At 70.2% G+C, this 26,066-nt stretch carries 26 protein-coding genes; 8 read left to right on the top strand and 18 right to left on the bottom strand.

The features are described 5' to 3' along the window. Nucleotides 1–327: 327 nt before the first annotated feature. The 4 genes from IF67_RS0119995 to IF67_RS0119980 form a co-directional block, all read right to left on the bottom strand. A complete protein-coding gene (locus IF67_RS0119995) occupies nt 328–1,362 on the bottom strand; it encodes an NUDIX hydrolase (RefSeq protein ID WP_030987504.1) in 1,035 nt (344 codons plus the stop codon). Nucleotides 1,363–1,711: 349 nt separating this feature from the next. Beyond that, nucleotides 1,712–2,623 carry a carbohydrate ABC transporter permease gene (locus IF67_RS0119990; RefSeq protein WP_030987502.1) on the bottom strand — a complete coding sequence of 304 codons (912 nt, stop codon included), beginning with the start codon at nt 2,621–2,623 and terminating at the stop codon, nt 1,712–1,714. Further along, nucleotides 2,620–3,531, bottom strand: coding sequence for a carbohydrate ABC transporter permease (locus IF67_RS0119985; RefSeq protein ID WP_030987501.1), 912 nt, complete (start codon nt 3,529–3,531; stop codon nt 2,620–2,622). The genes IF67_RS0119990 and IF67_RS0119985 overlap by 4 nt, the downstream gene beginning before the upstream one ends. 43 nt (nt 3,532–3,574) lie before the next feature. Next, nucleotides 3,575–4,831, bottom strand: a complete 1,257-nt coding sequence (locus IF67_RS0119980) for an ABC transporter substrate-binding protein (RefSeq protein ID WP_030987499.1) — start codon at nt 4,829–4,831, stop codon at nt 3,575–3,577. Between the two features lie 269 nt (nt 4,832–5,100). Between IF67_RS0119980 and IF67_RS0119975 the strand changes: the two genes are divergently transcribed. Then, nucleotides 5,101–7,167, top strand: a complete 2,067-nt coding sequence (locus IF67_RS0119975; protein WP_199812750.1) for an NPCBM/NEW2 domain-containing protein — start codon at nt 5,101–5,103, stop codon at nt 7,165–7,167. Between the two features lie 120 nt (nt 7,168–7,287). On the opposite strand, the gene IF67_RS39350 is transcribed toward IF67_RS0119975, so the two are convergent. Both IF67_RS39350 and IF67_RS0119965 read right to left on the bottom strand, forming a co-directional pair. Continuing rightward, the gene (locus IF67_RS39350; protein WP_158713116.1) at nt 7,288–8,124 is read right to left on the bottom strand and encodes a hypothetical protein; all 837 of its coding nucleotides are present in this window, start codon (nt 8,122–8,124) and stop codon (nt 7,288–7,290) included. A gap of 596 nt (nt 8,125–8,720) precedes the next feature. Next, on the bottom strand, nt 8,721–9,677 hold the full coding sequence (locus tag IF67_RS0119965) for an ROK family protein (RefSeq protein WP_030987495.1): 957 nt from the start codon (nt 9,675–9,677) through the stop codon (nt 8,721–8,723). A 141-nt stretch (nt 9,678–9,818) separates the two neighbouring features. On the opposite strand from IF67_RS0119965, the gene IF67_RS0119960 reads away from it, so the two are divergent. After that, entirely contained in the window at nt 9,819–10,859 is a 1,041-nt protein-coding gene (locus IF67_RS0119960) for a LacI family DNA-binding transcriptional regulator (protein ID WP_030987493.1), read from the top strand. A gap of 61 nt (nt 10,860–10,920) precedes the next feature. On the opposite strand, the gene IF67_RS0119955 is transcribed toward IF67_RS0119960, so the two are convergent. Together IF67_RS0119955 and IF67_RS43055 are read right to left on the bottom strand one after the other, a co-directional pair. Next, on the bottom strand, nt 10,921–11,169 hold the full coding sequence (locus IF67_RS0119955) for a hypothetical protein (protein ID WP_030987491.1): 249 nt from the start codon (nt 11,167–11,169) through the stop codon (nt 10,921–10,923). Next, nucleotides 11,166–11,534 (bottom strand): hypothetical protein, encoded by a 369-nt coding sequence (locus IF67_RS43055; protein ID WP_158713115.1) that lies wholly within the window; start codon nt 11,532–11,534, stop codon nt 11,166–11,168. The genes IF67_RS0119955 and IF67_RS43055 overlap by 4 nt, the downstream gene beginning before the upstream one ends. Nucleotides 11,535–11,606: 72 nt before the next feature. On the opposite strand from IF67_RS43055, the gene IF67_RS0119945 reads away from it, so the two are divergent. Continuing rightward, entirely contained in the window at nt 11,607–12,233 is a 627-nt protein-coding gene (locus IF67_RS0119945; protein WP_030987489.1) for a TetR/AcrR family transcriptional regulator, read from the top strand. Between the two features lie 119 nt (nt 12,234–12,352). Here IF67_RS0119945 and IF67_RS0119940 read toward each other — a convergent pair whose 3' ends face one another. Further along, complete coding sequence (locus tag IF67_RS0119940) at nt 12,353–13,663, bottom strand: DUF6986 family protein (protein WP_030987488.1); 1,311 nt, start codon at nt 13,661–13,663, stop codon at nt 12,353–12,355. A gap of 197 nt (nt 13,664–13,860) precedes the next feature. On the opposite strand from IF67_RS0119940, the gene IF67_RS0119935 reads away from it, so the two are divergent. Further along, nucleotides 13,861–14,379, top strand: a complete 519-nt coding sequence (locus IF67_RS0119935) for a DinB family protein (RefSeq protein ID WP_030987486.1) — start codon at nt 13,861–13,863, stop codon at nt 14,377–14,379. A 106-nt stretch (nt 14,380–14,485) separates the two neighbouring features. On the opposite strand, the gene IF67_RS0119930 is transcribed toward IF67_RS0119935, so the two are convergent. The 4 genes from IF67_RS0119930 to IF67_RS0119915 all read right to left on the bottom strand — a co-directional run bounded on the left by IF67_RS0119930 (nt 14,486) and on the right by IF67_RS0119915 (nt 17,648). Then, the gene (locus IF67_RS0119930) at nt 14,486–15,448 is read right to left on the bottom strand and encodes an electron transfer flavoprotein subunit alpha/FixB family protein (protein WP_030080667.1); all 963 of its coding nucleotides are present in this window, start codon (nt 15,446–15,448) and stop codon (nt 14,486–14,488) included. A gap of 49 nt (nt 15,449–15,497) precedes the next feature. Further along, entirely contained in the window at nt 15,498–16,283 is a 786-nt protein-coding gene (locus IF67_RS0119925) for an electron transfer flavoprotein subunit beta/FixA family protein (protein ID WP_030080669.1), read from the bottom strand. A gap of 212 nt (nt 16,284–16,495) precedes the next feature. After that, nucleotides 16,496–17,002, bottom strand: a complete 507-nt coding sequence (locus tag IF67_RS0119920; protein ID WP_030987484.1) for a flavin reductase family protein — start codon at nt 17,000–17,002, stop codon at nt 16,496–16,498. A 226-nt stretch (nt 17,003–17,228) separates the two neighbouring features. Then, the gene (locus tag IF67_RS0119915) at nt 17,229–17,648 is read right to left on the bottom strand and encodes a TlpA family protein disulfide reductase (protein ID WP_030987481.1); all 420 of its coding nucleotides are present in this window, start codon (nt 17,646–17,648) and stop codon (nt 17,229–17,231) included. A gap of 75 nt (nt 17,649–17,723) precedes the next feature. Here IF67_RS0119915 and IF67_RS0119910 point away from each other — a divergent pair, with 75 nt between their 5' ends. Together IF67_RS0119910 and IF67_RS0119905 are read left to right on the top strand one after the other, a co-directional pair. After that, nucleotides 17,724–18,140 carry a DUF4395 domain-containing protein gene (locus IF67_RS0119910; protein ID WP_030987480.1) on the top strand — a complete coding sequence of 139 codons (417 nt, stop codon included), beginning with the start codon at nt 17,724–17,726 and terminating at the stop codon, nt 18,138–18,140. Nucleotides 18,141–18,296: 156 nt separating this feature from the next. Next, a complete protein-coding gene (locus tag IF67_RS0119905) occupies nt 18,297–19,013 on the top strand; it encodes a lysophospholipid acyltransferase family protein (RefSeq protein WP_030987477.1) in 717 nt (238 codons plus the stop codon). Between the two features lie 73 nt (nt 19,014–19,086). Here the strand turns inward: IF67_RS0119905 and IF67_RS0119900 are convergent, their stop codons facing one another. The 5 genes from IF67_RS0119900 to IF67_RS0119880 form a co-directional block, all read right to left on the bottom strand. Beyond that, a complete protein-coding gene (locus IF67_RS0119900; RefSeq protein WP_030987476.1) occupies nt 19,087–19,812 on the bottom strand; it encodes a B3/4 domain-containing protein in 726 nt (241 codons plus the stop codon). A gap of 12 nt (nt 19,813–19,824) precedes the next feature. Further along, complete coding sequence (locus tag IF67_RS0119895; protein WP_030987474.1) at nt 19,825–20,403, bottom strand: transglutaminase-like domain-containing protein; 579 nt, start codon at nt 20,401–20,403, stop codon at nt 19,825–19,827. 96 nt (nt 20,404–20,499) lie between these two features. After that, on the bottom strand, nt 20,500–21,570 hold the full coding sequence (locus tag IF67_RS0119890; RefSeq protein ID WP_420708691.1) for a threonine aldolase family protein: 1,071 nt from the start codon (nt 21,568–21,570) through the stop codon (nt 20,500–20,502). Then, complete coding sequence (locus IF67_RS0119885; RefSeq protein ID WP_030987470.1) at nt 21,567–22,328, bottom strand: SDR family NAD(P)-dependent oxidoreductase; 762 nt, start codon at nt 22,326–22,328, stop codon at nt 21,567–21,569. The genes IF67_RS0119890 and IF67_RS0119885 overlap by 4 nt, the downstream gene beginning before the upstream one ends. Before the next feature lie 59 nt (nt 22,329–22,387). Further along, nucleotides 22,388–23,785: a DUF6421 family protein gene (locus IF67_RS0119880; protein WP_030987468.1), complete on the bottom strand. Its 1,398-nt coding sequence runs from the start codon at nt 23,783–23,785 to the stop codon at nt 22,388–22,390. A gap of 519 nt (nt 23,786–24,304) precedes the next feature. Between IF67_RS0119880 and IF67_RS0119875 the strand changes: the two genes are divergently transcribed. Continuing rightward, the gene (locus IF67_RS0119875; protein WP_030987467.1) at nt 24,305–24,988 is read left to right on the top strand and encodes a glycerophosphodiester phosphodiesterase; all 684 of its coding nucleotides are present in this window, start codon (nt 24,305–24,307) and stop codon (nt 24,986–24,988) included. Nucleotides 24,989–25,170: 182 nt separating this feature from the next. Next, on the top strand, nt 25,171–26,052 hold the full coding sequence (locus IF67_RS0119870) for an ABC transporter substrate-binding protein (protein ID WP_030987465.1): 882 nt from the start codon (nt 25,171–25,173) through the stop codon (nt 26,050–26,052). The last annotated feature ends 14 nt before the right edge of the window (nt 26,053–26,066 follow it).

Raw genomic sequence — 26,066 nt, 5'->3', positions numbered from 1 at the left:
CTGCGCTCCGCCTTTGCTCTTTCTTGGAGCCTTCGGAAGCAAAGCCCACACACCAGGCCCCTCCGGCCCGTCCCCTCCCGTGAGTGGAGAAAGTAAAAGTGAGTGGGGGCGAGCCACCGACGTGACCGTTTCCAAGTGATCCACAAGGAGCACCGGACCACCCGCGCCCACCCCCACCGGCCTTCCCCCATCCCCCAACGGGAGGGGACGCGCCGCAGGAGGAAGTCCGGAGGAGCGGCACCGCACCCGACAGCGCCGCGCAGCGATCCAGCCCGCCGCAGGCGCACCGGCGAGAACCGAGACGGCGGGACGGCCGACAACGTGGGCCTACCCCACGGGAACCCCCGCCTCCAGGTGAAGCGGACAACCCCGCTCACGGGCGCGAAGCGCCCACCGTAGGCGGTTCCAGCGCACCGGTGGGAGCATTTTCTCGGCCTCGGCCTCGGTGGCGAAGCGCCAGTCGCGCAGTTCGGCGCCGGGGAGCAGGAGTTTGCTGATCCGGTCGTCGGTCAGGGTGCCGCCGTCGTAGAGCAGGCGGAGGCCGCCGTAGCCGGGCGGTTTGGGCGCTTCCCAGTCCAGGACCAGCAGTCGGGGGGCGCGGGACAGTTCGATGCCCAGTTCCTCGGCGACCTCCCGGACGCCGGCATGGGCGGGGGCCTCGCCGCGTTCCACGATGCCGCCGGGGAATTCCCAGCCGGCCTTGTAGGTCGGGTCGACGAGCAGCACTCGGTCCTGGTCGTCGAAGAGCAGTACGCCGGCGGCGAGCGTCTCGGCGGTCGGTTCGGGGGTCTGCACGATGTCGCAGGCGCCGGCGCCGGTGCGGATGGCCTCGGCGACCCGCTCGGCGGTCTGCCGGGGGGTGAGCCGGGTGGTGTCGACGACATGGGCGTCGCCTTGGAGCCAGGGCAGTGCGTCGGCGTACGGCCCCAGGTGTTCCAGGCTCCACCGGCGCGTCGACGCGGTGGCCCCGGCGTCCCCGGAGGCGTCCTCCCGCTCCGATATCCGGGCTCGCAGGATCGTTTCCTCCGCGTGCAGCAGGACATGCCGTACGGGAATCCGGCGGGCGGCGAGGGAGCCGAAGATCTCGTCGCGGTACTCCTGGCGCAGCAGCGTCATCGGCGTCACCAGGGGGCCCGGGACTTCGGTGAGCAGTGCCGCTGCGGTGTCGACGACCATGCGCCGCCAGGCCGGCAGATCCTGGTAGTCGTCGATCCCCTCGAACCGCTTGGCCGGCAGCATCAACCGCAGTCCGCTGCCGAGGAGTTCGGGGTCGTAGAGCGTGCTTCCGGGAAGCAGGTCGAGCAATTCATGAGCCGTAGTGGTCTTGCCCGCACCGAACGTGCCGTTCAGCCAGACGATCACGGTTTCCCCTCTTCCCTAGACCCAGGTGAGTTGCCCGCCACACCCTGCCACGGAAACGCTCGGGGTCACGGGCCGCGCGCACGACCGGGGAACGTTGCGCATTCGACCATCGGCGCGGCCAGGGAGGTTTCCCACTCCCACGGCCGCGCCGGTCGCGAATTGCCTCGCGCGGAGGATGACCGGTCAACGTATCCGCCGCCGCGAAGCCCCCGGCAAACAAGCGCTCCCCCGCCCCTCCAGTACCGAAACCCTCACCCGCATACCGGGTTCCGGGCCGCCGTCGGCCCGGCGGGCGGCGCATATGACGGCGGCCCATCGTGCTGACGGCGGCCGGTTCCGCGCGGCGGCCTCAGCCCTTGCTCGCGCCGAGGGTCAGTCCGGCAATGAAATGCCGCTGGAGGAGCAGGAACACCACAATCGTGGGCAGCGCGACGATGACGGAGCCCGCGGCGAGAAGGTTGTAGTCGGTGAAGAACTGGCCGCGCAGATTGTTCAGGGCCGAGGTGACGGGGAGTTTGTCGCCGTCGGAGAGGAAGACCAGGCCCCAGAGGAAATCGTTGTACATCCAGGTGAATTGCAGGGTGCCCAGGGCGGCGAGCGCGGGACGGCACAGGGGCAGGGTGACCCGCCAGTACTGCGTCCAGAGGCCCGCGCCGTCGACAATCGCGGCCTCCAGGATTTCCCGCGGCAGGGTGCGCATGAAATTGGCCAGCACGAAGACGCAGAAGCCGAGTTGGAAGGCGGTCTGCACGGAGATGACGGCCCACAAGGAGTCGTACATTGTCAGGGAGTCGGACATCCAGTACGGCAGCGGAATCTTGTTGAACAGCACATAGAGCGGGGTGACGATCACCTGCTGGGGCAGCAGGTTCCCGGCGGTGAAGAGCATCAGGAGGACGATGCCGCCGCGGATCCGTACCCGGGAAACGGCGAAGGCCACGAACGAGGCCAGGAAAAGGGTGAGCAGGACACCGGGCACGGCGATGAGGAGCGAGTTGAGAAAGTACTTGCTCATCCCGGAGTCGGCGAAGGCCTGTTGGTAATAGTCGAAGGAGAGATGGCGCGGGAGGGAGAAATAGCCGTACTTTGCGGTCTCTTCGTAAGGGCGCAGTGAGGCATAGACGGCCAGCAGCAGCGGGGCGAGGAAGGCGAACGAGACGGCGAACAGGAAGAGGTGGACGCCGAACCGGCCGCGGCGGCGGGCCGGGGTGGCGGGTGCCGTTTGCAGGGCGGGCGGCGCGGTGGTGGCAGATGCGGTCATCGCTGCCGCTCCCCTCGGAGTTCCTGGACGAGATAGGTCACGATGAACCCCAGGGAGACCAGCAGCAGGACGACGGCGATGGCCGAGCCGAATCCGATCCGGCTCGCCTCCCCGATAATGTTGTCGGTGACCAGCACGGACAGCAGTTCCAGGCCGTTGCGGCCCTTGTTGATGGCGTAGACGATATCGAAGGCACGCAGCGATTCGATGACGGTGATGACGCCGACGATCACATTCACCGGGCGCAGGGTGGGCAGCACGACCCGGAAGAAGGTCTGCCGTTCGCTGGCGCCGTCGAGGGCGGCGGCCTCTTTGAGGCCGGTATCGACGGATTTCAGGCCGGCGAGATAGAGGATCATGACATAGCCGGTGTGCCGCCAGCAGGCGGCCAGCAGCACCATCCAGATATTGAGTCCGGGATTTCCCAGCCAGTCGGTGGGATTCCGGCCGCCGATCACGGCGTTCACTGCGCCCTGGTCGCGGGAGAGGATCAGCTGGGCGATAAAGCCGACGATGGCGAGCGAGAGCACGACCGGCATATAGAGCGTCGACTGGTAGAAGCGGCTGAAGCGGACACCGCGGTCGATGAGGACGGCGAGCAGCAGTCCGAACGGGGCGGCGAGCAGTCCGAGGAAGACCAGCCACAGGAGGTTGTGGCGGACCGCCGGCCAGAACTGCGGGTAGTTGGTGAAGAGGTTGTCGTAATTCTTCAGGCCGACCCACTGGATATCGCCGATGCCGTCCCAGGTGGTGAAGGACAGTCCGACGGAGGCGAGCGTCGGGCCCCAGATCAGGGCGAGGTCGAGCAGGATCGGTATGCCCAGCAGCACGCCGAGGACGACGAGGTCACGGCGGGTGTGGCGCCGTGGGCCCGGTCGTCCGGCGCGCCGTGCGCGGGTGTTCGGCACGGCGGTTTGCTCCCCGTCTTTCACAGCAGCCTTTTGACGGCGCTCACTTGGCGGAAAAGATCTGCTTCTTCTGGCGTTCGATGTCGTTGACCAGGCCGTCGATGTCATCCGGTGCGCTGAGGAACTGCTGGATCGCCTGGATCATCACGGTCGAGGCGAAATCCGGCCGGGTGTCGCGGTCCATGAACTGCGATATCTGCTTGGCGCCCGAGACGAGCTGGACGGCTTTCTTCTGAAGCGGGGTGTAGGCGGCGGTGTCCGCACCGCTGTTGACCGCGACATTGTTGGGGTCGGACCTGAGGTAGAGGTCCTCCGCCTTGGGTGTGGCGAGGAACGTCAGCAGATCCTTCGCCCCGTCCTTGTCCTTGGCCTTCTTCGACATCAGAAATCCGTCGATCGGCGCCTCGACCGCGTCCTGGCCGTGGGCCGGATCGATTTCCGGGAACGGGAAGAAGTCGAGATCCTCCCGGTCGGCGGCGCTGAACTGCTGGCCGGGGTGCGGCAGTCCGAGCACGGTCATACCGGCTTTCTGCTGTGCGAGGGTCTGGGCGGCCTCCTGCCAGGTGCGGCCGTTGGCGCCCTTCTGGTGATAGGGCATCAGGCCGCGCCAGAGGTCGAAGACCTGCTTGACCTGCGGACTGTTCCAGGCCTTCTGGCCGCTCATCAGCGCGATATGGAAGTCGTAGCCGTTGGCGCGCATATTGAGGTAGTCGAAGGTGCCCATCGCCGGCCAGCCGTCCTTGTCGCCGAAGGCGAACGGCACCAGGCCGTCCTTCTGCATCTGCTTGGCGAGCGCCCGGTACTGGTCGAAGGTCTTGGGGATGTCGTACCCCTTCTCCTGGAACACGCTCTTCCGGTGGAAAACGGCCCACGGATAGTAGTAGTACGGCACCAGGTACTGCTTGCCGTCCAGCCCCGTCGACTGCTTCTTCAGCGCGTCGGAGAACCCGTCGAAGCCCCGCCACAGATCGCTGATGTCAGAGAGCAGGCCCTTCTGCGCGAAGTACTGCATACGGTTTCCGGCGAACCACATGAAGACATCGTCCGGGCTGCCCTGGAGGTAACGGTTGATGTTCTCCTGGAAGTTCTCATGATTGACGGTGTTGACCGTCACCTTCTTCTTCGACTTCTTCTCGTAGGCCTTGAATGCCTCGGCGAACGCCTTCTTCGGTACGGCGTCCGAAGCATTCGACCCCATCGTGATGCCGTTCGGGCCGCTGCTACAGGCGGCGAGCAGGGACGGGAGGGCCACGGCCCCCGCGCCGAGCGCCGCGCCCCTCAGCAGCGTCCGGCGGGACATCCGACGTCCTGCCGCTTCCCCGTACGTATCCGAGCCGCTGAACGTTGACTGGACCATGTCCCCCTCCTCAGGGGTGGAACCAAACAGAACCGAACGCGAGTGGTGGGATCTCACTCCGAACGGCAGGTCGAGTCAAGGGTTTTGGCAGGCGAAACAGGAACCGTTACCGCTCCTCTTCCAACAGACTCCAACAAGCCCTACCGTAAACACTCGCACGCGACCGGTACACGACCCCATCACACCTCTCGCGAAGACGGAGGACGCGAACCATGCGCGTTCATATCCGCACCATCCACCGGCGAGGTCAGCGAAGAATCGTCGGAGCGCTGTCCGCCGCGCTGCTGTGTACGGCAGGGGTGACCGCCCTGCCCGCCGCGGCCCGTACGCCCGATTCCCCGGCAGCCGGCCCCGCCCCCACCGCTCGCACCGGCCCCACCCCGCGGCTCCCCGACGGGCTGGCCATGGCACCGCCGATGGGCTTCAACAACTGGAACTCCACCCACTGCCGGGCGGAGTTCAACGAGGAGATGGTCAAGGAAATCGCCGATCTCTTCGTCACCAAGGGCCTCAAGGACGCCGGTTATCAGTACGTCAATCTCGACGACTGCTGGGCGCTGCCCGCCCGCGACGGGAACGGCAAGCTCGTACCGGATCCGCAGCGCTTCCCCCACGGCATCAAGGCGGTGGCCGATTACGTCCACTCCAAGGGCCTGAAATTCGGCATCTACACGAGCGCCGGTATCAAAACCTGCAACCCCGCCGGATTCCCCGGCGGCCTGGGCCATGAGGAGTCCGACGCCCAGCAGTTCGCCGACTGGGGTGTGGACTACCTCAAGTACGACAACTGCAATAACCTCGGCGTGGACGCCAAGCAGCGGTACCGCACGATGCGGGACGCGCTCAAGGCCACCGGGCGGCCCATCGTCTACAGCATCTGCGAATGGGGCGAGAACAAGCCCTGGGAGTGGGCGTCGGACGTAGGGCATCTGTGGCGCACGACCGGTGACATCAGTGACTCGTGGTCGAGCATGCTCGGGATCGCGAAGCAGAATCTGCCGCTCACCCCGCATGCCGGCCCCGGACGCTGGAACGACCCGGACATGCTGGAGGTCGGCAACGGCGGTATGACCGACACCGAGTACCGCAGTCACTTCTCCCTGTGGTCGATGATGGCCGCCCCGCTGCTGATCGGCTCCGATCTGCGCAAGGCCGGCCCGGAGACGTTCGAGATCCTGGCCAACAAGGACATCATCGCCATCGACCAGGACCCGCTGGGCAAGCAGGCCACGGTGCTGAAGTCCGAGTCCGGCCGCTGGACGCTGGTCAGACAACTGGCCGACGGCGACCGCGCGGTGGCGCTGTTCAACGAGACCGGACAGCCGCAGCGGATCTCCACCACCGCCAAGGACCTGGGACTCCCACAGGCCGACGGCTACCGGCTGCGCGACCTGTGGCGGCACCAGGACACCCACACCACGGGCACCGTCTCCGCGACCGTCCCGGCACATGGCACCGTCGTCTACCGCGTCTCCACCGACGGCCGCTGGGCCACCTACCCGCCGGCCGTCGAAACCGGCACCGACCGTACGCCGCTGGTCGAGGCCGGCACCCCCGCCGGCCTCCGCTCCACCGTCCGCAACCTGGGCGGCACCCCCGCCAAGAACCTCACCGTCACGCTGAAGGCCCCGCGGGGCTGGCAGGTCGGGGCCACCTCCCCGGCGACCGCACGCGCACTGCCCCGCGGCAGCACCCTCACCACCGGCTGGAAACTCAGCGCACCGGCCGGCACCGCGCCCGGCACCTACGACCTGCCGCTGACCGCCGACTACCGCTCACCCCGCGGGGAGCGGATCACCTCCACCCTGCCCGGCACCGCCCATGTCGTGGTGCCACCGCCGTCCGGGACCTCCTACGCCTCCGCACTCCCCTGGCTCACCGCCGCCAACGGCTGGGGACCGGTCGAGAAGAACACCAGCGTCGGGGAGAGCGAGGCCGGGGACGGCAGGCCGATCGGCATCGGCGGCACCGGCTTCGCCAAGGGCCTCGGGGTGCACGCACCCAGCGAGGTGAGCTTCTACACCGGCGGGCGGTGCTCGGCATTCCGTGCCCAGATCGGCATCGACGACGAGTCCGGTGACCGGGGGTCGGTGGGCTTCGAGGTGTGGGCCGACGGCAAAAAGGTCACCGCGAGCTCCACGGTGACCGGAGCGGATGCCGCCAAGGCGGTCAGCGCCTCGGTCTCCGGAGCGCAGACCGTACAGCTCGTGGTGACCGACGGCGGGGACGGCATCGACTACGACCACGCCGACTGGGCGGACGCCGCATTCCAGTGCTGAAGCAGCAACGACCGGTCCCTTAGGGCGAGTTGATGACGGTGCCGGGCGGGCCACTCGGTCCGCCCGGCGCCAACGACCTGCATCTGGATACGCACCTGCACCTGCACACAGGAGCGGCGGTCAGCAGGTGGGCAGCCCGGGAACGGGCTGATCGTTCGCCCCGCCCTTGAGGTAGACCACGCTGACATAGACACCGGAATTGCCGCTGTCGTCATCGGTCTTGGCCCACCAGACGTTCGTCCACTTCCCGTACGTCTCCCGGCGGCCCAGCTTCGCCTGGCAGTAGAAGTAGTTGGTCCCCGACTTGAGGGTGCCGACCTGCTGGAACGACGAGGTGTACGAGCTCGCGGCGCGCCACACCTCACAGTTGGCCTTACCGCCGCCGATCGGCGCACACGACGGCCCCTGGGTCGGGTCTCCACCGCCACCACTGTCCCCGCCGGACCCACCGGACGCGCCGCCCTGGGCACCGCCCGCGCCACTGCCGACGTCGGTGCCGCCCTGAGCGCCCCCGTCCCCGCCCGAACTTCCGCCCGCACCCCCGGGCTTGGGCTTCTCGGACGCACCATCGCCCGAGGGCCGGTCCGCATCCGACGGCGCAGCGCTCTTCCCGCCGTCCTGGGCCTGTCCCTTGCTCTTGCCCTTGTCCTTACCGTCGGTCTTCCCGTCGGCCTTGGCGCCGTCCTTGTCGGCGGCCGCGCTCGGGGTGCCCGGCCCGGCAGGCTGAGCCGACGGCTGCCCGCGGTCCGCGACCGCCCCGCTAGGCCCCCCGCCGACCAGCGCATAGGTCACACCGCCGCCGGCCGCGAGCACGGCGAGCACCGCTGCCGCGGCCAGCAGCACACGACGCCGCGCGCGGACCGGCAGCCGTTCCGTGTCCCGCGCCCCCGGGCTTCCCGAGCGCGGGCTCCCCGGGTACGGATGGGCGCCCGTACTGCCCACGGGCGGACCGGCCATGACACCGGGCGGGTCGCAGACGGGGCCGGGCGATGGGAACGTGAACCCGGGTTCCTGGTTTCCGGTGACGCCCTGCTGATGCTGCGGCGCCTGGTGCTGCGCCGGGGGCGTGGGGTACGGGGCGGGGCCCGGGTGCGGCGTCGGTGCCGTTGTCGGTGTCGGTGTCGGCGACGATGGCGATGGCGATGGCGGCAACGGCGCGGGCTGGGGCATCGGCGCGCCCCCAGCACCAGGGCCGGAGAGCCAACTGGACGGCGGGGCGCCCGCGTTGCCCGGCGATCGGCGTCGTTGCCGCGCTGGGGCCCACTCGCGGCGGCGGCAGCCGGTGCTCCGTGGCCCGCACCGCCGGGGGTGTTCCACGGCGGGGTACCACCGGCGTCGCCGGGGGTGTTCCACGGCTGGGCACCACCGGTCTCGCCGGGGCCGCTCGCACCACCCGCCGCACGCTCCTCGTCCGCTCCGCCCTGCTCACGCTCCCCCGGTGTCACCGTCACCGATCCCCTCGATACCCGTAGCTCTGCCCATACGCCTTGTACGTCGCGGTGTACGTCCCGGTCGGCAACAGACTAAGGGGCGCACGGGAGCCCGTGGTGACGTCAGGACATGGGGGCGAAGGCGTCGAGGCGGGACCGCTGCCCGGCGGCAGCGGCGGCGCCCACCACCCCGGCGTCCGTCCCCATTTGGGCGGGAACGACCGTCAGGCCCGAGACGAACGACAGCGTCGCATAGTCACTCAGGGCCGCCCGCAAGGGGGTGAAGAGGACATCTCCCGCGCCTGCAACTCCCCCGCCGATGACGGCGATATCGATCTCCACGAGGGTGGCGGTGGCGGCGATTCCGGCGGCCAGCGCCTGGGCGGCCCGCTCGAAGGAGCGCAGGGCGACCGGGTCACCGGCGTGCGCGGCGGCGGCGACGGCGGCCGCGCTGGTGTCGCCGTCGGGGCCGGGCAGCCAGCCGTTGGCCAGCGCCCGGCGGGCGATGTTGGGGCCGCTGGCGATCCGCTCGACACAACCGCGGGCCCCGCACGGGCAGGGGTCACCGTCGACATCGACACTGATGTGGCCGATGTGGCCGGCGTTCCCCGTGGGGCCGGGGTGCAGCCTGCCGTTCAGGACGAGTCCGCCGCCGACGCCGGTGGAGACCACCATGCACAGCGCGTTGGCGTGGCCGCGCGCGGCACCCTGCCAGTGCTCGGCCGCGGTCATCGCGACACCGTCACCGACCAGCACGACGGGGAGCTCTCCGACGAGCGCCCGCACCCCGGCGACGAGCGGGAAGTTGCGCCAGCCGGGGATGTTGACCGGACTGACCGTGCCGGACGAGGCGTCCACCGGACCTGCGCTGCCGATGCCGACGGCCGCCACCCGCGCCCAGTCCGGCCCCGCGGCCAGCTCGGCGGCCACCTCGGCCACCGCACGCATCACCGTCGCCCCGTCCTTGTCGGCGGGGGTGGGCCGGGAGGCCCGTGCGACCAGCCTGCCGCGGGCATCCACGAGAGCGCCGGCGATCTTGGTGCCGCCAATGTCCAGCGCTGCGCTGAGGTCCGTCTGCATCAGTGTGGAATCTCCTGGTGAGCCCGGGGGCCGAGCGTACCGGCCCGGCGTGAGAACGCCAGTCTTCCGTCGATTGACAACGTTGTCTAGAGGCTATGCTCGACGCCACACCTGACGCCGACAGAATCAGGACCGCACACCGTGACCGACACCGCGCGGGGCACCTCCCGCCGCTATGGCACCCGGCCCACGATGAAGGATGTCGCGGCGCGCGCCGGGGTCGGCCTCAAGACGGTCTCCCGCGTGGTCAACGGCGAACCAGGGGTCACCCCGGACACCGAACGACGCGTCCAGGAAGCCATCACCGCCCTGGGGTTTCGCCGCAACGACTCCGCCCGGATCCTGCGCAAGGGGCGTACGGCCAGCATCGGTCTGGTGCTGGAGGATCTCGCCGATCCCTTCTACGGCCCGCTCAACCGCGCTGTCGAGGAAGTCGCCCGCGACCACGGCGCACTGCTGATCAACGGCTCCAGCGCCGAGGACCCGGACCGCGAACAGGAGTTGGTGCTCGCGCTGTGCGCACGGCGGGTGGACGGGCTGGTCATCATCCCGGCCGCCGACGACCACCGCTATCTGGAGCCGGAGATCGCGGCCGGAATAGCCACCGTGTTCGTGGACCGTCCGCCCGGCCGGATCGACGCGGACGTCGTGGTCTCCGACAACTTCGGCGGCGCCCAGGACGCGGTGGCCCACCTCATCGCGCACGGTCATCGCCGGATCGGCTTCATCGGTGACCAGCCGGGCATCCACACCGCGCGCGAGCGGCTGCGCGGCTACCGCACGGCAATGGCCGCCGCGGGCCTGCCCGTCGACGACTCCTGGGTGTCGCTGGGCTCCACCGCCCCCGACCGGGTACGTGCCGCCGCCACCGCCATGCTGGACGCCCCCGAGCCGGTCACCGCGCTCTTCGCGGGCAACAACCGGGTCACCGTCACCGCCGTACGCGTCCTCGGCGAACGCCCGCGCCCGGTCGCGCTGGTGGGCTTCGACGACTTCGAACTGGCCGATCTCGTCCGGCCCGCGATCACGGTTGTCGCCCAGGACCCGGCGCACATGGGCCGGACGGCCGCCGGGCTGCTCTTCCGCCGTCTGGAGGGCATCGAGGATCCGCCGCAGCGCAGGGAGATCCCCACCCGCCTGATCGCCCGTGGCTCGGGCGAGATACCCCCTTCGGAGAGCTGAACTCCCCAGCGACGGGGCGCAGACCGCCCCCGTGGCCGGCCCGGGGCCCCGGGGCGGGAGGTCACCGCCCGTCGCGGGGCGGGGCGCCGCCGCGCCCGGCCTTCTTCCAGATCAGCACCATCCCCAGCGCGAGGACGATCAGCGCGACGATCACGACGGCGCCCTTGAGCGCGGCGTCGAGCAGGAGATGGTGAAGGAGACCGGCCCCTTCACCCCCTCCACTCCCTTCGCCCCTTTCGCCTCCCGATCCGCCCCGGGCGAGGGCGCCATGGAGCAGGCCGTGACCGGCCAGAAGACCGCCGCCGGTCATCGCGCCCCACCCCGCTCCCGCCCCTGCCCCCATCCCTGTCCCTGCCCCTGCTCCCGCTCCGGCTCCCGTTGCCCTGCACGCGGCCCGCGCCCGTCGCCGTCCAAGTGGCGGGCCGCGGCCCGTGCCACCGCACCGGCCACCGTCCCGCCGCTCCGGGACCGCCCACCACGGCCACGGGCAGCGCCCCGGTCGTCCAGATAGCGGCTCACGGCATGTGCGGCGGGTGCCGCGTACTGCCGCGCCGCAGCGAGCTTCCCCCGGCGTTTGAGGACCAGTGCCACGGCGAAGAGCAGCAGGGCCAGCACCACCAAACCGCCCGCGATCAGGCCGAACCGGATGAGAAGAAGGTTCAGGATCCGCTCCATGATCACGCCTCCATTTTTTATATCACGAGTGTGATATAAAACAATTTATCACAGCCGTGATACAAAGGGGCCATGCCCAAGCAGGTGGACCGAGAAGCCCGGCGCCGCGAGGTCGTCGACGCGCTCTTCCGCGTCGTCGTACGGGACGGCCTCCAGCGCGCCTCACTGCGCGCCGTCGCCGACGAGGCCCGGCTCAACATCGGTTCCGTCCGGCACTACTTCGCCGGCCAGGAAGAACTGATGCGCTTCGCGATGCGGTCGATGCTCGACCGGGTCGGCGACCGGCTCCAGCGCCGCATCGACGAGTTGGGCGATCTGGACGGGCTTTCCGCGCCGCAGATCCGGCGCTGTGCGGTGGACCTGCTCTCCGAACTGCTGCCCCTGGACGACAGCCGGCGTGCCGAGGTCACCGTGCTCGTCGACTTCTCCACCGCCGCCCGGACCCATCCCGGGATCGACGACCTCGCCCAGGAGACCGCCACCGGCACCCGGACGCTCGTCCGCCGCATCCTCACCCGCCTCGGCACGGCGGGCGGACTGCGGGCGGGGCTCGCCCTCGACACCGAGACCGAACGGCTGACGTCCCTCCTGGACGGCCTCGCCTTCACCGCCGTACTGCGGCCCGACGTCCTGGACGGAAAGACCTGCGCCACGGTCCTGCGTGCCCATATCGACGATCTCGGACCGGCCGCGGGCTGACGCACGAGGCCCCCGCCATCCGGCAGGGGCCTCGGGGGCGCACCGGGCCCGCAAGGGGGCACGGCGGCCGACTTCCCGCGCTGTAGGGCACGTTGCGCCGGACAGGCGGCTGTTTTCGCTCAGCCCGTGGAGACCGGGCGGCCCGCGAGTGCGTCCAGGTCGGCGCGGGTGAGCCCGGTCAGCCGGGCGACCTCGGCGGTGTCCACGGCGCCGCAGTCCAGACCGCGCAGCAGATAGCCGCTGAGCGCCTTGGCGGTGGCGGGCTCGTCCATCACCGCGCCGCCGGCCTTGGCGACATACGCAACGAGCCGGGCCGCGGCCTGCTCCAGGCCCTCGCGGTAGAAGGCGTAGACCGCCGCGTAACGGGTGGGCAGATGGCCCGGGTGCATGTCCCAGCCCTGGTAATAGGCGCGGGCCAGCGAGCGGCGGACCAGGCCGTGGTGCAGCCGCCAGGCGTCGTGCACCCGCTCCGTCGGGCCGACCGGCAGGACGTTCGTCGAGCCGTCGGAGAGGCGTACGCCGGTACCCGCGGCGGCGACCTGCATCACGGCCTTGGCGTGGTCGGCCACCGGGTGGTCGAGGGACTGGTGGGCGGCGCTGACGCCACAGGAGGCGCTGTAGTCGAAGGTGCCGTAGTGCAGGGAGGTGGCCCGGCCCTCGGCGGCCTCGATCATCCGGGCGACGGTGGCACGGCCGTCGGCGCCCAGGATCGACTGGGTCGTCTCGATCTGGATCTCGAAACCGATCCGGCCGCTCTCCAGTCCGCGCGCCTTCTCGAACGCCTCCAGCAGCCGGACCATGGCGGTGACCTGCTCCGCGTAGGTCACCTTGGGGAGCGTCAGCACCAGGCCGTCGGGCAGGCCGCCGGCTTCCATGAGGCCGGTGAGGAAGATGTCGAGGGTGCGGATGCCGCGGTCGCGGACGGCGGCTTCCATGCACTTCATCCGGATGCCCATGTAGGGGGCGGCGGTGCCTCCCCCGGCCTCCGGCCGGGAGGTGCCCCCACGGCAGGCGGCGGCGACCAGGGCGGCGGCGCGGGCCGCGGCCTCGTCCTCCTCGGCGTCCGGGCGGGGGCCGTAGCCGTCCTCGAAGTCGATGCGCAGATCCTCGACGGGCTCGCGGGTCAGCTTGGCGCGGACCCGGTCGTGGACATCGGCGGCGAGGGTGTCGGGGATGCCGAGGACGGCGGCGAGCGCGGCGGCGTCGGGTGCGTGCTCGTCGAGGGCGGCGAGCGCCTGGTCCCCCCAGGAGCGCACGGTGTCGGCGGCGAAGACATCGCCGGGGACGTAGACGGTGTGGACCGGCTGGCGGGTGCCGGGGTCGCCCGGGTAGCGCCGCGCCAGATCCGCGTCCACCTGGGCGAGCGCGGCTCCGATTCCCTCGCGTACGGTGTCCGCGAGGCTCGTCGCCACGATCTCCTGCTGCCCCATTCGATTCCCTCCCGGTGCGCACGCCCGCCGATCGAGCATTTTCCGCTTCACGGAATCAACAATCCGTATAGCGAAGTTAACTGCGTCGGTTTGCCGAGGTCAACACCCTCCCCCGAGCCGGCGCAGGTCACGGGCGCACGACCGGACTCCGGGAAACTCCGTGGCGGGCCCCTCACGGCACCGCCAGACTCACCCCCATGACTTGGATCGCACCCCCTGTAGAACGCAGAGAACTCCCGACCGTGGCCGGCGAACGGGAGATGCTGCAAGGCTGGCTCGACTTCCACCGTGACACCCTGCTCGCCAAGTGCGCCGGGCTGACGCCCGACCAGCTCGTCGAGGCGAGTGCCTCGCCGTCCACCCTCACGCTGCTCGGCCTGGTCCGCCATATGGCATACGTCGAACGCACCTGGTTCCGGGTGCGCTTCCTCGGCCTGCGGATCGGCGATCTCTACTCCACCGAGGACAACCCGGACGCCGATTTCCAGGACGCCGACCCGGCCGGCGCCGAGCGGGATTTCGCGGCCTTCCGCGCCGAGATCGAGGCCTGCGACAAGGCCGTGGCGGACCGCGGGCTGGACGAGACCTTCTCCCCACGCCCGGGGCGCACCCTGAGCCTGCGCTGGATCTACGTCCACATGGTCGAGGAGTACGCCCGGCACAACGGCCACGCGGACCTGCTGCGCGAGCGGATCGACGGGGTCACGGGCAGCTGACCGGGCGGCGGCCGCTCACCGGCACCGCCACAGCACGAGGCCCCGTACGCACCGCGCGTACGGGGCCTCGTGCGAGGGCCGGAGCCGCGCTCCCGCGGGGCGGCGGTCAGCCCTTGCGGGTCTTGACCTCGTCGGTGAGGGCCGGGACGACGTCGAAGAGGTCGCCGACCACGCCGTAGTCGACCAGGTCGAAGATGGGTGCCTCTTCGTCCTTGTTGATGGCGACGATCGTCTTCGAGGTCTGCATACCGGCGCGGTGCTGGATCGCACCGGAGATGCCTGCCGCGATGTACAGCTGCGGCGAGACCGACTTACCGGTCTGGCCGACCTGGTTGGTGTGCGGGTACCAGCCGGCGTCCACCGCGGCACGCGAGGCGCCGACGGCCGCACCGAGCGAGTCGGCGAGCGCCTCGATGACCGGGAAGTTCTCGGCGCCGTTGACGCCACGGCCACCGGAGACCACGATCGCGGCCTCGGTCAGCTCCGGACGGCCGGTCGACTCGCGCGGGGTGCGCGAGACGATCTTGGTGCCCTTGGAGGAGTCGGCCACGGTCACCGCGAGCTGCTCGACGGCGCCGGCGGCCGGGGCGGCCTCCGGGGCGGCGGAGTTGGGCTTGACGGTGATGACCGGGGTGCCCTTGGTGATGCGGGACTTGGTGGTGTACGAGGCCGCGAAGACGGACTGCGTGGCCACCGGGCCCTCGTCGCCGGCCTCGACGTCGACGGCGTCGGTGATGATGCCGGAGCCGATGCGCAGCGCGAGGCGGGCACCGATCTCCTTGCCCTCCGCGGAGGACGGCAGCAGCACGGCGGCCGGGGAGACCGCATCGTAGGCGGCCTGGAGCGCGTCGACCTTGGGAGCGACGAGGTACTCGGCGAACTCGGGCGCATCGGCGGCCAGCACCTTGACGGCGCCGTACTCACCGAGGAGCTTCGCGGCGGCCTCGGCGTTCGCGCCGAGGTGCACGGCTACCGGCTCGCCGATGCGGCGGGCGAGGGTGAGCAGTTCGAGGGTGGGCTTGCGGACGGCACCGTCCACGTGGTCGACGTAGACAAGGACTTCAGCCATGGGATTGCTCTCCTGCGGGAAGAATGAGGGCGGTGGAAAGGACTGCGGCTCAGATGAACTTCTGGCCCGCGAGGAACTCGGCGAGCTGCTTGCCGCCCTCGCCCTCGTCCTTGACGATCGTGCCCGCGGTGCGGGCCGGACGCTCGGTGGCGTCGTCGACCTTGGTCCAGGCGCCCTCGAGGCCGACCTCGTCCGCCTCGATCTCCAGGTCCTCCAGGTCCAGGGACTCCACCGGCTTCTTCTTGGCGGCCATGATGCCCTTGAAGGAGGGGTAACGCGCCTCGCCCGACTGGTCGGTGACGGACACGACGGCCGGCAGCGCGGCCTCCAGCTGCTCGCTGGCGGTGTCGCCGTCCCGGCGGCCGGTGACCTTGCCGTCGGCGACGGACACCTCGGAGAGCTGGGTGACCTGAGGGACGCTCAGACGCTCGGCGAGCAGGGCGGGCAGCACGCCCATCGTGCCGTCGGTGGAGGCCATACCGCACACGACGAGGTCGTAGCCGGTCTTCTCGATGGCCTTGGCGAGCACGAGCGAGGTACCGAGCGCGTCGGTGCCGTGCAGGTCGTCGTCCTCGACGTGGACGGCCTTGTCGGCGCCCATCGACAGCGCCTTGCGCAGCGCGTCGTTGGCGTCCTCGGGGCCGACGGTGAGAATCGTGATCTCCGCGTCGTCGGCGGCTTCCTTGATCTGCAAGGCCTGCTCGACGGCGTACTCGTCGAGCTCCGAGAGCAGACCGTCCACGTCGTCACGGTCGACGGTCAGGTCCTCGGCGAAGTGCCGGTCGCCGGTGGCGTCGGGCACGTACTTCACACAGACAACGATCCTCAGGCTCACGCCGGCTCTCCTACCTGCTTCGACTCTTCAGAACTGCCTTGTGCTGGCAGCATAGGCGCCTGTCGGGGCGGCTCCCGGTCGGATGCGGTTCCCCACGCCGACCGCCATATTACTCGCCAGTACATCTACTCTCGTGCCCCGAAGCAAGGCCGCTGAAATGTGACCTTGACAACGGCCCTGACAGGGGATCGACGAAGCCGGGCGGGAACCCGTCAGTCCCGCAACGCGTTGAAGCTGCCCTGGTGATACAGCAGCGGCCGGCCGGGCCGCGCGGGGTCGCCGACGACGGGCTGGGCGAGCACGATGCGGTGGTCACCGGCCGGCACCCGGGCCACGACCTTGCACACCAGCCAGGCCAGCACGCCGTCCAGGAGCGGCACGCCCTCGGGGCCGGTGCGCCAGGAGGTGGCGGGCCCGAAGCGGTCGGCGCCGCTGCGCGCGAAGGTGGCGGCCAGTTCCTGCTGGTGCTCGCCGAGTATGTGGACGCCGACGTGCTCCGCCTCCGAGACGGCAGGCCAGCTGGACGCGCCGGTGCCGATGCCGAACGAGAGGAGCGGCGGGTCGGCGGCGACGGAGGTGAGGGAGGTGGCGGTGAAACCGGCGGGGCGGGAGCCGTGCGCGGTGATCACCGCAACGCCGGCGGCGTGCTGCCGGAAGACCGAGCGCAGCAGCTCGGGGGAGGCGGTGAGGGGCGTGCCGAGGCCGGGCGAGGCCGTCATGGAGTTGTCCTTCTGCTGTGGTGTACGAGCCCAGGGCGGAGCCGCCGGTGACCGTATGGCGGTCGGCGGCAGAGGTGTCGTCGCTGCTCACGCGCCCGGACAGCGGGCGCTGGCAGTCCGCAGAAGGTCGACGTGGGCGCGTCCGTAGAGAAGGATTCCTGGCCGCATCACGTCAGAGTGACGATTCGTGACCCACAGCGTCAAGGGGCGTCTGATATCTGGGAGATCAATCACGGACGGCCGCGCCCAGCGCAGCGATGACGTCGGCCTTCCGCGGCTGCCCGGAGGCGCGGCGCACGATCGCGCCGTCCGCGTCGAGCACCAGCACCGTGGGGGTGCGCAGCACATTGAGCTGCCGTACGAGCTCCAGATGGTCCTCCGCGTCGATCTCGACATGCGCCACGCCTTCGACCATGCCGGCGACCTCGGTGAGGGTGCGCCGGGTCGCCCGGCAGGGCTGGCAGAAGGCGCTGGAGAACTGGAGCAGGGTGGCCCGCTCCCCCAGCTCGGCACCGATCTCTGCGGCACCCAGCCGCGCCCCGTCGTCTCCCTTGTGCACCGTCGGCCTCCCCTTTCGGCGTTGGTGCCACACGCCGAAGGCGCTCGTCGCCACGAGCACCGCGAGGCACACCATGAGTCCAGTCATCGAGGGATGCAGCGTTCACGAGACCGCAAAGATTCCCGGGTCCCGGTGCGGCCCGGTCTGCGGGAGGGTGGGGGCATGTCTGTCGACAGTATTGATGTACGGGGCCCGAGGTTCGGGGCGGCGCTGACGGCCGTCGTGCTGGCGGCCGTGCTGATCACCGGGAGCGGTCCCCTGCTGGCCTGCCAGACGCTGGTCTTCGCCCTCGGGGCGCTGGCGGGTGTCCGGCACTCGCCCTATGCCTGGCTGTTCAAGGTGGCGGTGCGCCCGCGGCTGTCCCCGCCGGCCGAGTTCGAGGACGCCCGCCCGCCGCGCTTCGCCCAGGGCGTCGGGCTGTTCTTCGCGGTGGTGGGGCTGGCCGGCTACTTCGTGGGGCCGCAGTGGCTGGGGCTCGCGGCCACCGGCTGCGCGCTCGCCGCGGCATTTCTCAATGCCGTGTTCGGGTACTGCCTGGGGTGCGAGATGTACCTTCTGGTGCGGAGAGCGGCCGGCTGAGGCGGTCTCACGTGACAAGAATCTCGCGGCCGTGGCGGCCGACGTGCTGGCCGCCACGGCCGACATCGGGCACGATCTCCCGAAAGCCGCAGTTACGACTGCGTAGGTTTCCGCCGGGAGAACCCTCCCCAGGCGTGGAAAGGGGTCCTCCGGACAATGGCAGAGCTCGTCTATCCGCCGGTGATCGGCGCCGCCCGCACGCTCTTCAAGGCGCTCGATCTGCAATTCGACATCGCCGGGACGGATCACATTCCGCGCCGTGGCGGGGCGGTTCTGGTGAGCAATCACATCGGGTACCTGGACTTCGTCTTCGCCGGGCTGACGGCGCGGCCGGCCAAGCGGCTGGTGCGCTTCATGGCGAAGGAATCGGTCTTCCGGCACAAGGTGTCGGGGCCGCTGATGCGCGCGATGAAGCACATCCCCGTGGACCGCGGCCAGGGGATGCACGCCTACAAGCACGCGCTGACCGCACTGCGTTCGGGTGAAATCATCGGGGTCTTCCCCGAAGCGACGATCTCGGAGTCCTTCACCCTGAAGACCTTCAAGTCGGGTGCGGCGCGGCTGGCCCAGGAGGCCGGGGTGCCGCTGCTGCCGGTGGCACTGTGGGGCACCCAGCGGCTGTGGACCAAGGGCCACAAGCGCGATCTGGGCCGTAACCACTTCCCGATAACGATCCGGGTGGGCGAGCCGCTGGAGGCCGACCCGGCCGAGCAGGCCGAGAAGATCACCGACCGGCTGCGGTCCCGGGTGCAGGACCTGCTGGAAGCGGCCCAGCGTGCCTACCCCGTACGCCCCAAGGGCCCCGAGGACACCTGGTGGATCCCGGCCCACCTCGGCGGCACCGCGCCCGCCGCGCCCGGGACCGTCGGCTGACGGGACCGGAGGGCCGGAGCGCGCCGCCGCCCTGGCAGCGGCGCGCCTGCGACGGCTGATCCGGCGGCCCCGCTCACGGGGTCCAGATGTCGCCGAACTCGATCCGGGCGTCCGGGCAGGCCGTGTGCAGCGCCTCGGCCAGCTCGGCGCCCGCGGCCGTCAGCTCGTCGAGCGTCATGGGTGCCATCCGCTCCAGCAGGAACAGGGCGCTGACCGAGTCCTCGGTGAGGCGGGTGCGTACGCCCTGGCGCCAGTTCCAGCGGCGGCAGGTGACGCCCTCGTCGTCACACCAGACCACCTCGCCCGCGTCGGGGTGCTCGATGACCTCGGCGCCGCCGGCCGCGGTCACGAACGGCTCGTCGCCGGTGGCCCGTACGAGCCGCATACCGCCCTGGATACGGTCCAGGTCCTCGCCGCCCACGGGAATGAGGTGGGCGACGCTGATGGCGTTGTAGAGGTCGACGAGGCGGTTGATGCGCGGCAGACCGCCGTCCGCGAGCGCGCGCCTGGCCAGCGCCTCGGCGGAGTTGCGGGTGCGCGACGGCTTGCTGCCGAATGCCGTGTACGCGGCACGCCAGGCGACGAGGTGCGGGTCGTCCTGCGGGGCACGTCCGTCGAGACGCCCGGCGAGGCGGCGGGTGGCCTCGTCCAGGAGCGCCGCACCGGCCTCGTCGCTGGGGCCGTTGGTCAGACCGTGGGCTTCGACGGTGAGGTAGCCGAAGCCGGGCGCCAGGGCGCGCACCTCGTCGGAGACATGCAGCTGACGGGTCGGACCGGAGACGTGCGAAGAGCTGGGCATCGGGGGCGTTCCTCAGAGGTCGGTGGGGAGCGTCTGCCAGAGGTGAGGCCGGTCGACGGCCTCCCGCAGGCATTGGAGCACGACCGGATGCGGTTCAGCAAACAGCACCGGAAGGTCCAGTTCGTTGCACTCGGGACGCGCGGGAAAGGCAAGCTGCTCACGGTCGAGGCGGAACTGCGCGTCGACGCCGGGCTTGTTGCCCCGCGGATCCTGTCGCGCCCAGCGCTCCTCGCCGGGCAGCTTGACGGCCACCAGGCCGTGGATGACTTCGAGCTTCTGGTAGCACAGGCCGGCGGGGATGCCCTCCGCGCGCAGCAGGGCCACGAGCGCATGCGCCTTGGCGTAGCAGATGCCGGTGCGCTGCGCGAGGACGTCCGAGGCGCGCCAGGTGACCCGCGGATCACCGGCGTCCTGGCTGTGCGGGATGGTGTCGCGGACGAATTCCAAGGCGGCCTTGGCGTATGTGTATGCATCGGGGGCGTCGGCGGAGAGGGTGGCCGCGGTGGCCCGGACACGCGGATGCTCGTGATCGATGACCTCGTCGGCGGCCAAGTAGGCAGAGATATCCGGGGTGTTCTGGATCAGCTCCATGACCGGGGAGCGTAGCGATGCGCCCGGTCGAGAGTCAATGACTTTTCGACCGAGCGCATAGCTATGCAGGTGCCTCACCGTGCCGTGGAGACGCCCCTAGCGGCTGATCTCCTCGCGGAGTGCGGCGAGGAAGCCGTCGACGTCCTCCTCGGCGGTGTCGAACGCACACATCCAGCGCACCACACCGGCCGGCTCGTCCCAGAAGTAGAAGCGGTAGCGCTTCTGGAGCCGCTCGCCGACGTCGTGCGGAAGGCGGGCGAACACGCCGTTGGCCTGCACGGGGTAGAGGATCTCCACCCCGTCGATCTCCCGCACCCCGGCCGCCAGCCGCTGCGCCATGGTGTTGGCGTGCCGGGCGTTGCGCAGCCACAGGTCCTTGGCGAGCAGTGCCTCCAACTGGACGGAGACGAAGCGCATCTTGGAGGCCAGCTGCATGGACATCTTGCGCAGATGCTTCATCGCGCGCACCCGGTCGGGGTTGAGCACGACCACGGCCTCGCCGAAGACCGCACCGTTCTTCGTGCCGCCGTAGGAGAGGATGTCGACGCCCACGGCGTTGGTGAAGGCCCGCATCGGGACGTCGAGCGTCGCCGCGGCGTTGGCTATCCGCGAGCCGTCGAGATGCACCACCATGTTGCGCTCATGGGCGTGTTCGCAGATCGACCGGATCTCGTCGGGCGTGTAGACCGTGCCGAGCTCCGTGCTCTGGGTGATCGAGACGACCTGGGGCATGGCCCGGTGCTCGTCGTCCCAGCCGTACGCCTGGCGGTCGATCAGCTCAGGGGTGAGCTTGCCGTCCTCGGTGGGCACGGTCAGCAGCTTGAGTCCGCCGACCCGCTCGGGCGCACCGCACTCGTCGACATGGATGTGCGCGGACTCGGCGGCGATCACCGCGCCCCAGCGGTCCGTCACGGCCTGGAGGGCGACGACGTTGGCGCCGGTGCCGTTGAACACCGGGAACGCCTCGGCGCGCTGCCCGAAGTGGCTGCGGAAGACGCGCTGGAGGTGCTCGGTGTAGTCGTCCTCTCCGTAGGCGACCTGATGGCCGCCGTTGGCGAGGGCGATCGCGGCGAGCACCTCCGGATGGGCGCCCGCGTAGTTGTCGCTGGCGAAGCCGCGTATCTCGGGGTCGTGGTGCTGCCGGGCGTCGGTCTTCGCTCCGGTCACGGCTCGGGGGTCAGCCACAGACGCTGTCCATTCACTTCCTGGGCGGGCCGGCTCCAGACCCCGGCGATGGCCTCGGCCAGCTCCGTGACATCCGTGAAGCCCGCGAACTTGGCGTTCGGTCGCTCGGCGCGCATCTGGTCGTTGACGAGCGCCTTGACGATCAGGATGGCAGCCGCGGCGCGCGGACCCTGCTCACCCCCCGACTTGCGGAAGCCGTCCGCCATGGCGAGCGTCCAGGCCTCGGCGGCGGCCTTGGAGGCGGCGTAGGCCGCGTTGCCCCCGGTGGGCTTGCCGGCGCCGGCCGCGCTGATGAGCAGGAAGCGGCCGTTGCCACTGCGTTCGAGCGCTTCGTGGAAGGCGAGCGAGGTGTGCTGGACGGTGCGGACCAGCAGCTTGTGCAGCATGTCCCAGTCCGCCAGGTCGGTCTCCGCGAAGGTCGAGGAGCCGCGCCAGCCGCCGACGAGGTGCACCAGGCCGTCGATCCGGCCGAATTCCTTCTCCGTACGAGCAGCCCATTCACGGGTCTGGTCGAGGTCGAGGAGGTCGACGGTGTCCCCTATCACCGTGGCGCCGCCATGGGCATAGCGCGCCGCGTCCACGGCCTCCGCCAGCCGCTCGGGGTGGGAGTCCGAGCCGACCACCACCGCACCCGCTTCGGCCAGTCGCAGCAGGGTCGCGCGGCCTGCCGGTCCGGCCGCTCCCGCCACCGCGATGACCGCGCCCTCCAGCGGCCCCTGGCCGCCCGTCGAAGTAACCATCTTCGTCGCCTCCTCGTCCTGCTCCTGGACGGCCGTCGGCCGGATGTTCCGGTCGGTCCTCATGCCGCCGCCAATGCGTCGCTGTGGGCCGTGATGCCCTGGGTAGAGGCGATCACGGCACGCAGCTTCTTGGCGAGCGCCTCGTAGAACATGCTCAGCGGGAACTCGTCGGGGAGCACGTCGTCCACGAGTTTGCGCGGCGGCTGGTCGAGGTCGAGGGCATCGGGGCCCTTGGCCCAGACCGAGCCCGGGTGCGGTGCGAGGTAGGTCGATACGAGGTCGTACGCGGCGAACCAGTGGACCAGCTTGGGCCGGTCGATGCCGTCGCGGTAGAGCTTTTCGATCTCGCCGCACAGCTGGTTGGTGACCTTGGGCGCCCGCTCCCAGTCGATGTGCAGTGTGTTGTCCGTCCAGCGTACGACGTCGTGCTTGTGCAGGTACGCGAAGAGCAGCTGCCCGCCGAGGCCGTCGTAGTTGCGGACCCGGCCACCGGTGACGGGGAACCGGAACATCCGGTCGAAGATCACTGCGAACTGCACATCGCGGGCCTGGGAGTACCCCTCGGCCTCCAGCTTCACGGCCTCCTTGAAGGCGGTGAGGTCGCAGCGCAGCTCCTCCAGGCCGTACATCCAGAACGGCTGGCGCTGCTTGATCATGAACGGGTCGAACGGCAGGTCACCGTGGCTGTGGGTGCGGTCGTGCACCATGTCCCACAGGACGAACGCCTCCTGGCAGCGCTCCTGGTCGTCGAGCATCTCGCGGATGTCCTCGGGGAGTTCGACACCGAGGGTCTCGATGGCGGCCTCGCTGACCCGGCGGAAGCGGGCGGCCTCGCGGTCGCAGAAGATACCGCCCCAGCTGAACCGCTCGGGGGCCTCGCGCACGGCGATGGTCTCCGGGAAGAGCACGGCGGAGTGGGTGTCGTAGCCGGCCGTGAAGTCCTCGAAGGCGATGCCGCAGAAGAGGGCGTTGTCGTAGCGGGTGCGCTCCAGCTCGGCGAGCCAGTCCGGCCAGACCATCCGCAGGACGACGGCCTCGAAGTTGCGGTCCGGGTTGCCGTTCTGGGTGTACATGGGGAACAGCACGAGGTGCTGGAGGCCGTCGGCGCGCTGCTGGGCGGGCTGGAAGGCGAGCAGGGAGTCCAGGAAGTCCGGCACGCCGAAGCCGCTGTCGGCCCAGCGGCGCAGGTCGGCGACGAGCGCCTGGTGGTAGGCGGCATTGTGCGGCAGCAGCGGGGCGAGCTCCTCGACGGCCGAGGCCATCCGGTCGGCCTCCGCGCGGACGGCGTCGGCGGTGGGCGCGCCCGCCGCCTCCAGGTCTATGGAGCCGTCCTTGGACTGCCAGGGGCGGAGGGTCTCGACCGCGTCCTTGAGTACGGACCACGCCGGGTGCTGGACCACACTCTCTGCGGTCGTGGTGGCCCCCCGGACACCCACAGGCGAAAGAATTTCCGTCATGACTGCCCTCCGGCGGTAGATCGTGTTGTCGGAACACGGTAACCAGCCAAGGATCGCCCGCTCAAGTGCGCCAGGTGAAAATTATTCTGTCAGCACCCCGCGCTTACGCAGGTTTTTCCTGTGGGTGACGGCCTGGGCGAGACTTCCTGCCAGTATTGCCAAGGGTTTCGGCGGTTTCTCCGGTACTGCACCGGCAAGGAAACCTCCTGAGCATGTGGCATATGCCATACGGCCGGCGAGGGGCCGGCGCCCCGACCGGCCCCGGCGTCGGCAGCGCCCCGGCGTCGGCACCGGTACACCGTCAGCGCCGCGAGGACTCGCCCACGCGAGGGTGAGGCGGTCTGAAGCCGGATATGGCGGGTACCCGTACTGGACACACCTCGGCCCCGTCCGGCAGCCCGTTTTCCGCCGGTCGGTCCCGTTAGGCTGTGCGCCATTTCGTAGCGCCGTTGCCGCCAGCCGACGGTCGACACCGATACGAGCCGACACCAGCACCGAGCCGACAGAAGCGAGGCAGCCTTGTCCTTTCTCACCATCGGACACCGCGGGATCATGGGCGTGGAGCCGGAGAACACCCTGCGGTCCTTCGTGCGCGCCGAGCACGAGGGCCTCGATGTCATCGAACTGGATCTGCATCTGAGCAAGGACGGCGCGCTCGTGGTGATGCACGACGCGGACGTGGACCGGACCACCGACGGTGCCGGGCCGATCGTGGAGCGCACCCTCGCCGAGCTCCGCGAACTCGATGCCGGCCAGGGCGAGCGGATCCCCGTCTTCGAGGAGGTCGTGGACGCGGTCAAGGCACCGCTCCAGGCCGAGATCAAGGACGTGGCGGCCGCGCAGGCGCTGGCGGAGGTGATGCGCTCGCGCGATCTGATCGGCCGGATCGATGTGATCTCCTTCCACGACGAGGCGCTGGCCGCGATCCGTACCCTGCTGCCCGGCGTACGCACCGCGCTGGTCGGCAGCCGTTACGGCGCCGATGTCGTCGACCGGGCACAGTCCGTCGGCGCGACGATGCTCTCGCTGAACATCCGCCGGCTCACCCTGGAACTGGTCGAGCGCGCGCATGCCGCGCATCTGAAGGTCGTGGGCTGGACGGTCAACACCCACGATCAGCTCCGCCTCGCCCGCGGGCTCGGCCTGGACGGTGTGGTGACCGACCAGCCGGAGATCCGGCGGGCGGTCCGCTTCACGGCGTGAGGCGGCGCTTTCACGGCGTGCGGCGGCGCCCGACGGGTTGAGCGGGTGGGGCGTGCCGAGCCCCCGGTCCCACCCCGCAACCGGGAAACGTGCAGTTCACAGCGGCGCAATCCGCTTCCACCATCTGGACGTTTTCCCCGTTGATCTCGACAGATGGCCTCGCGCACTGCCAATCTCCCGCCATGCGCCTCGCCAACCGCCCTCTCCGCCTTGCCGCTTGCGCCACCGTCGCGCTGCTCACCGCGGCCGTCGGCTGTGCCCCGCAGGACGAGTCCCCCGGTGGCCCACGGGCCGCCGGGCCGGGCAAACAGAGCTGTGACCGCGGCAAACTGGCCACCGTGGCCGACGGCAAGCTCACGGTCGGCACCGACAAGCCCGCCTATGCGCCCTGGTTCCATGACGACGACCCGGCCAGTGGCAAGGGCTTCGAATCGGCCGTCGCCTACGCGGTCGCCCGCCAACTCGGCTACGCCAAGGGCGCGGTGCGCTGGCAGACCGTGCCGTTCAACAACGCCTTCGCGCCCGGCGAGAAGAAGTTCGACTTCGACATCAACCAGATCTCGATCAGCCCGGAACGCAAACGGGCCGTCGCCTTCTCCTCCGGCTACTACGCCGTGCGCCAGTCGGTCATCGCGCTCAAGGATTCCCGGGCCGCGCATGCCAAGAGTCTCTCCGATCTCCGGCATCTCAAGCTCGGCGCGCAGGTCGGCAGCACCAGCCTGGACGTCGTCAACGACACCGTCCGGCCGACGCAGCCTCCCGCCGTCTTCCAGAAGAACGACCTCGCCAAGTCCGCGCTGAAGAACGGCCAGGTCGACGCGATCCTCACCGATCTGCCGACGGCCTTCTACATCACCTCGGCGGAGGTGAAGGACGCCGAGGTGGTCGGGCAGTTCGCGGCCACCGGCGGCGACGGGGAGCAGTTCGGCCTGGTCCTGGACAAGGAGAGCCGGATCACCGGGTGTGTGACGGCCGCGGTGGACGCGCTGCGCAAGAACGGCACCCTTGCCGCGCTGGAGAAGAAGTGGCTGACCGACGCCGTGTCCGTGCCGGTGCTCAAGTGACGTACGGAGAAGGT

The sequence above is a fragment of the Streptomyces sp. NRRL S-1813 genome (assembly GCF_000719605.1).
GTDB classification, from domain to species: domain Bacteria; phylum Actinomycetota; class Actinomycetes; order Streptomycetales; family Streptomycetaceae; genus Streptomyces; species Streptomyces decoyicus.
This window is presented reverse-complemented; position numbering and strand designations above follow the sequence as displayed.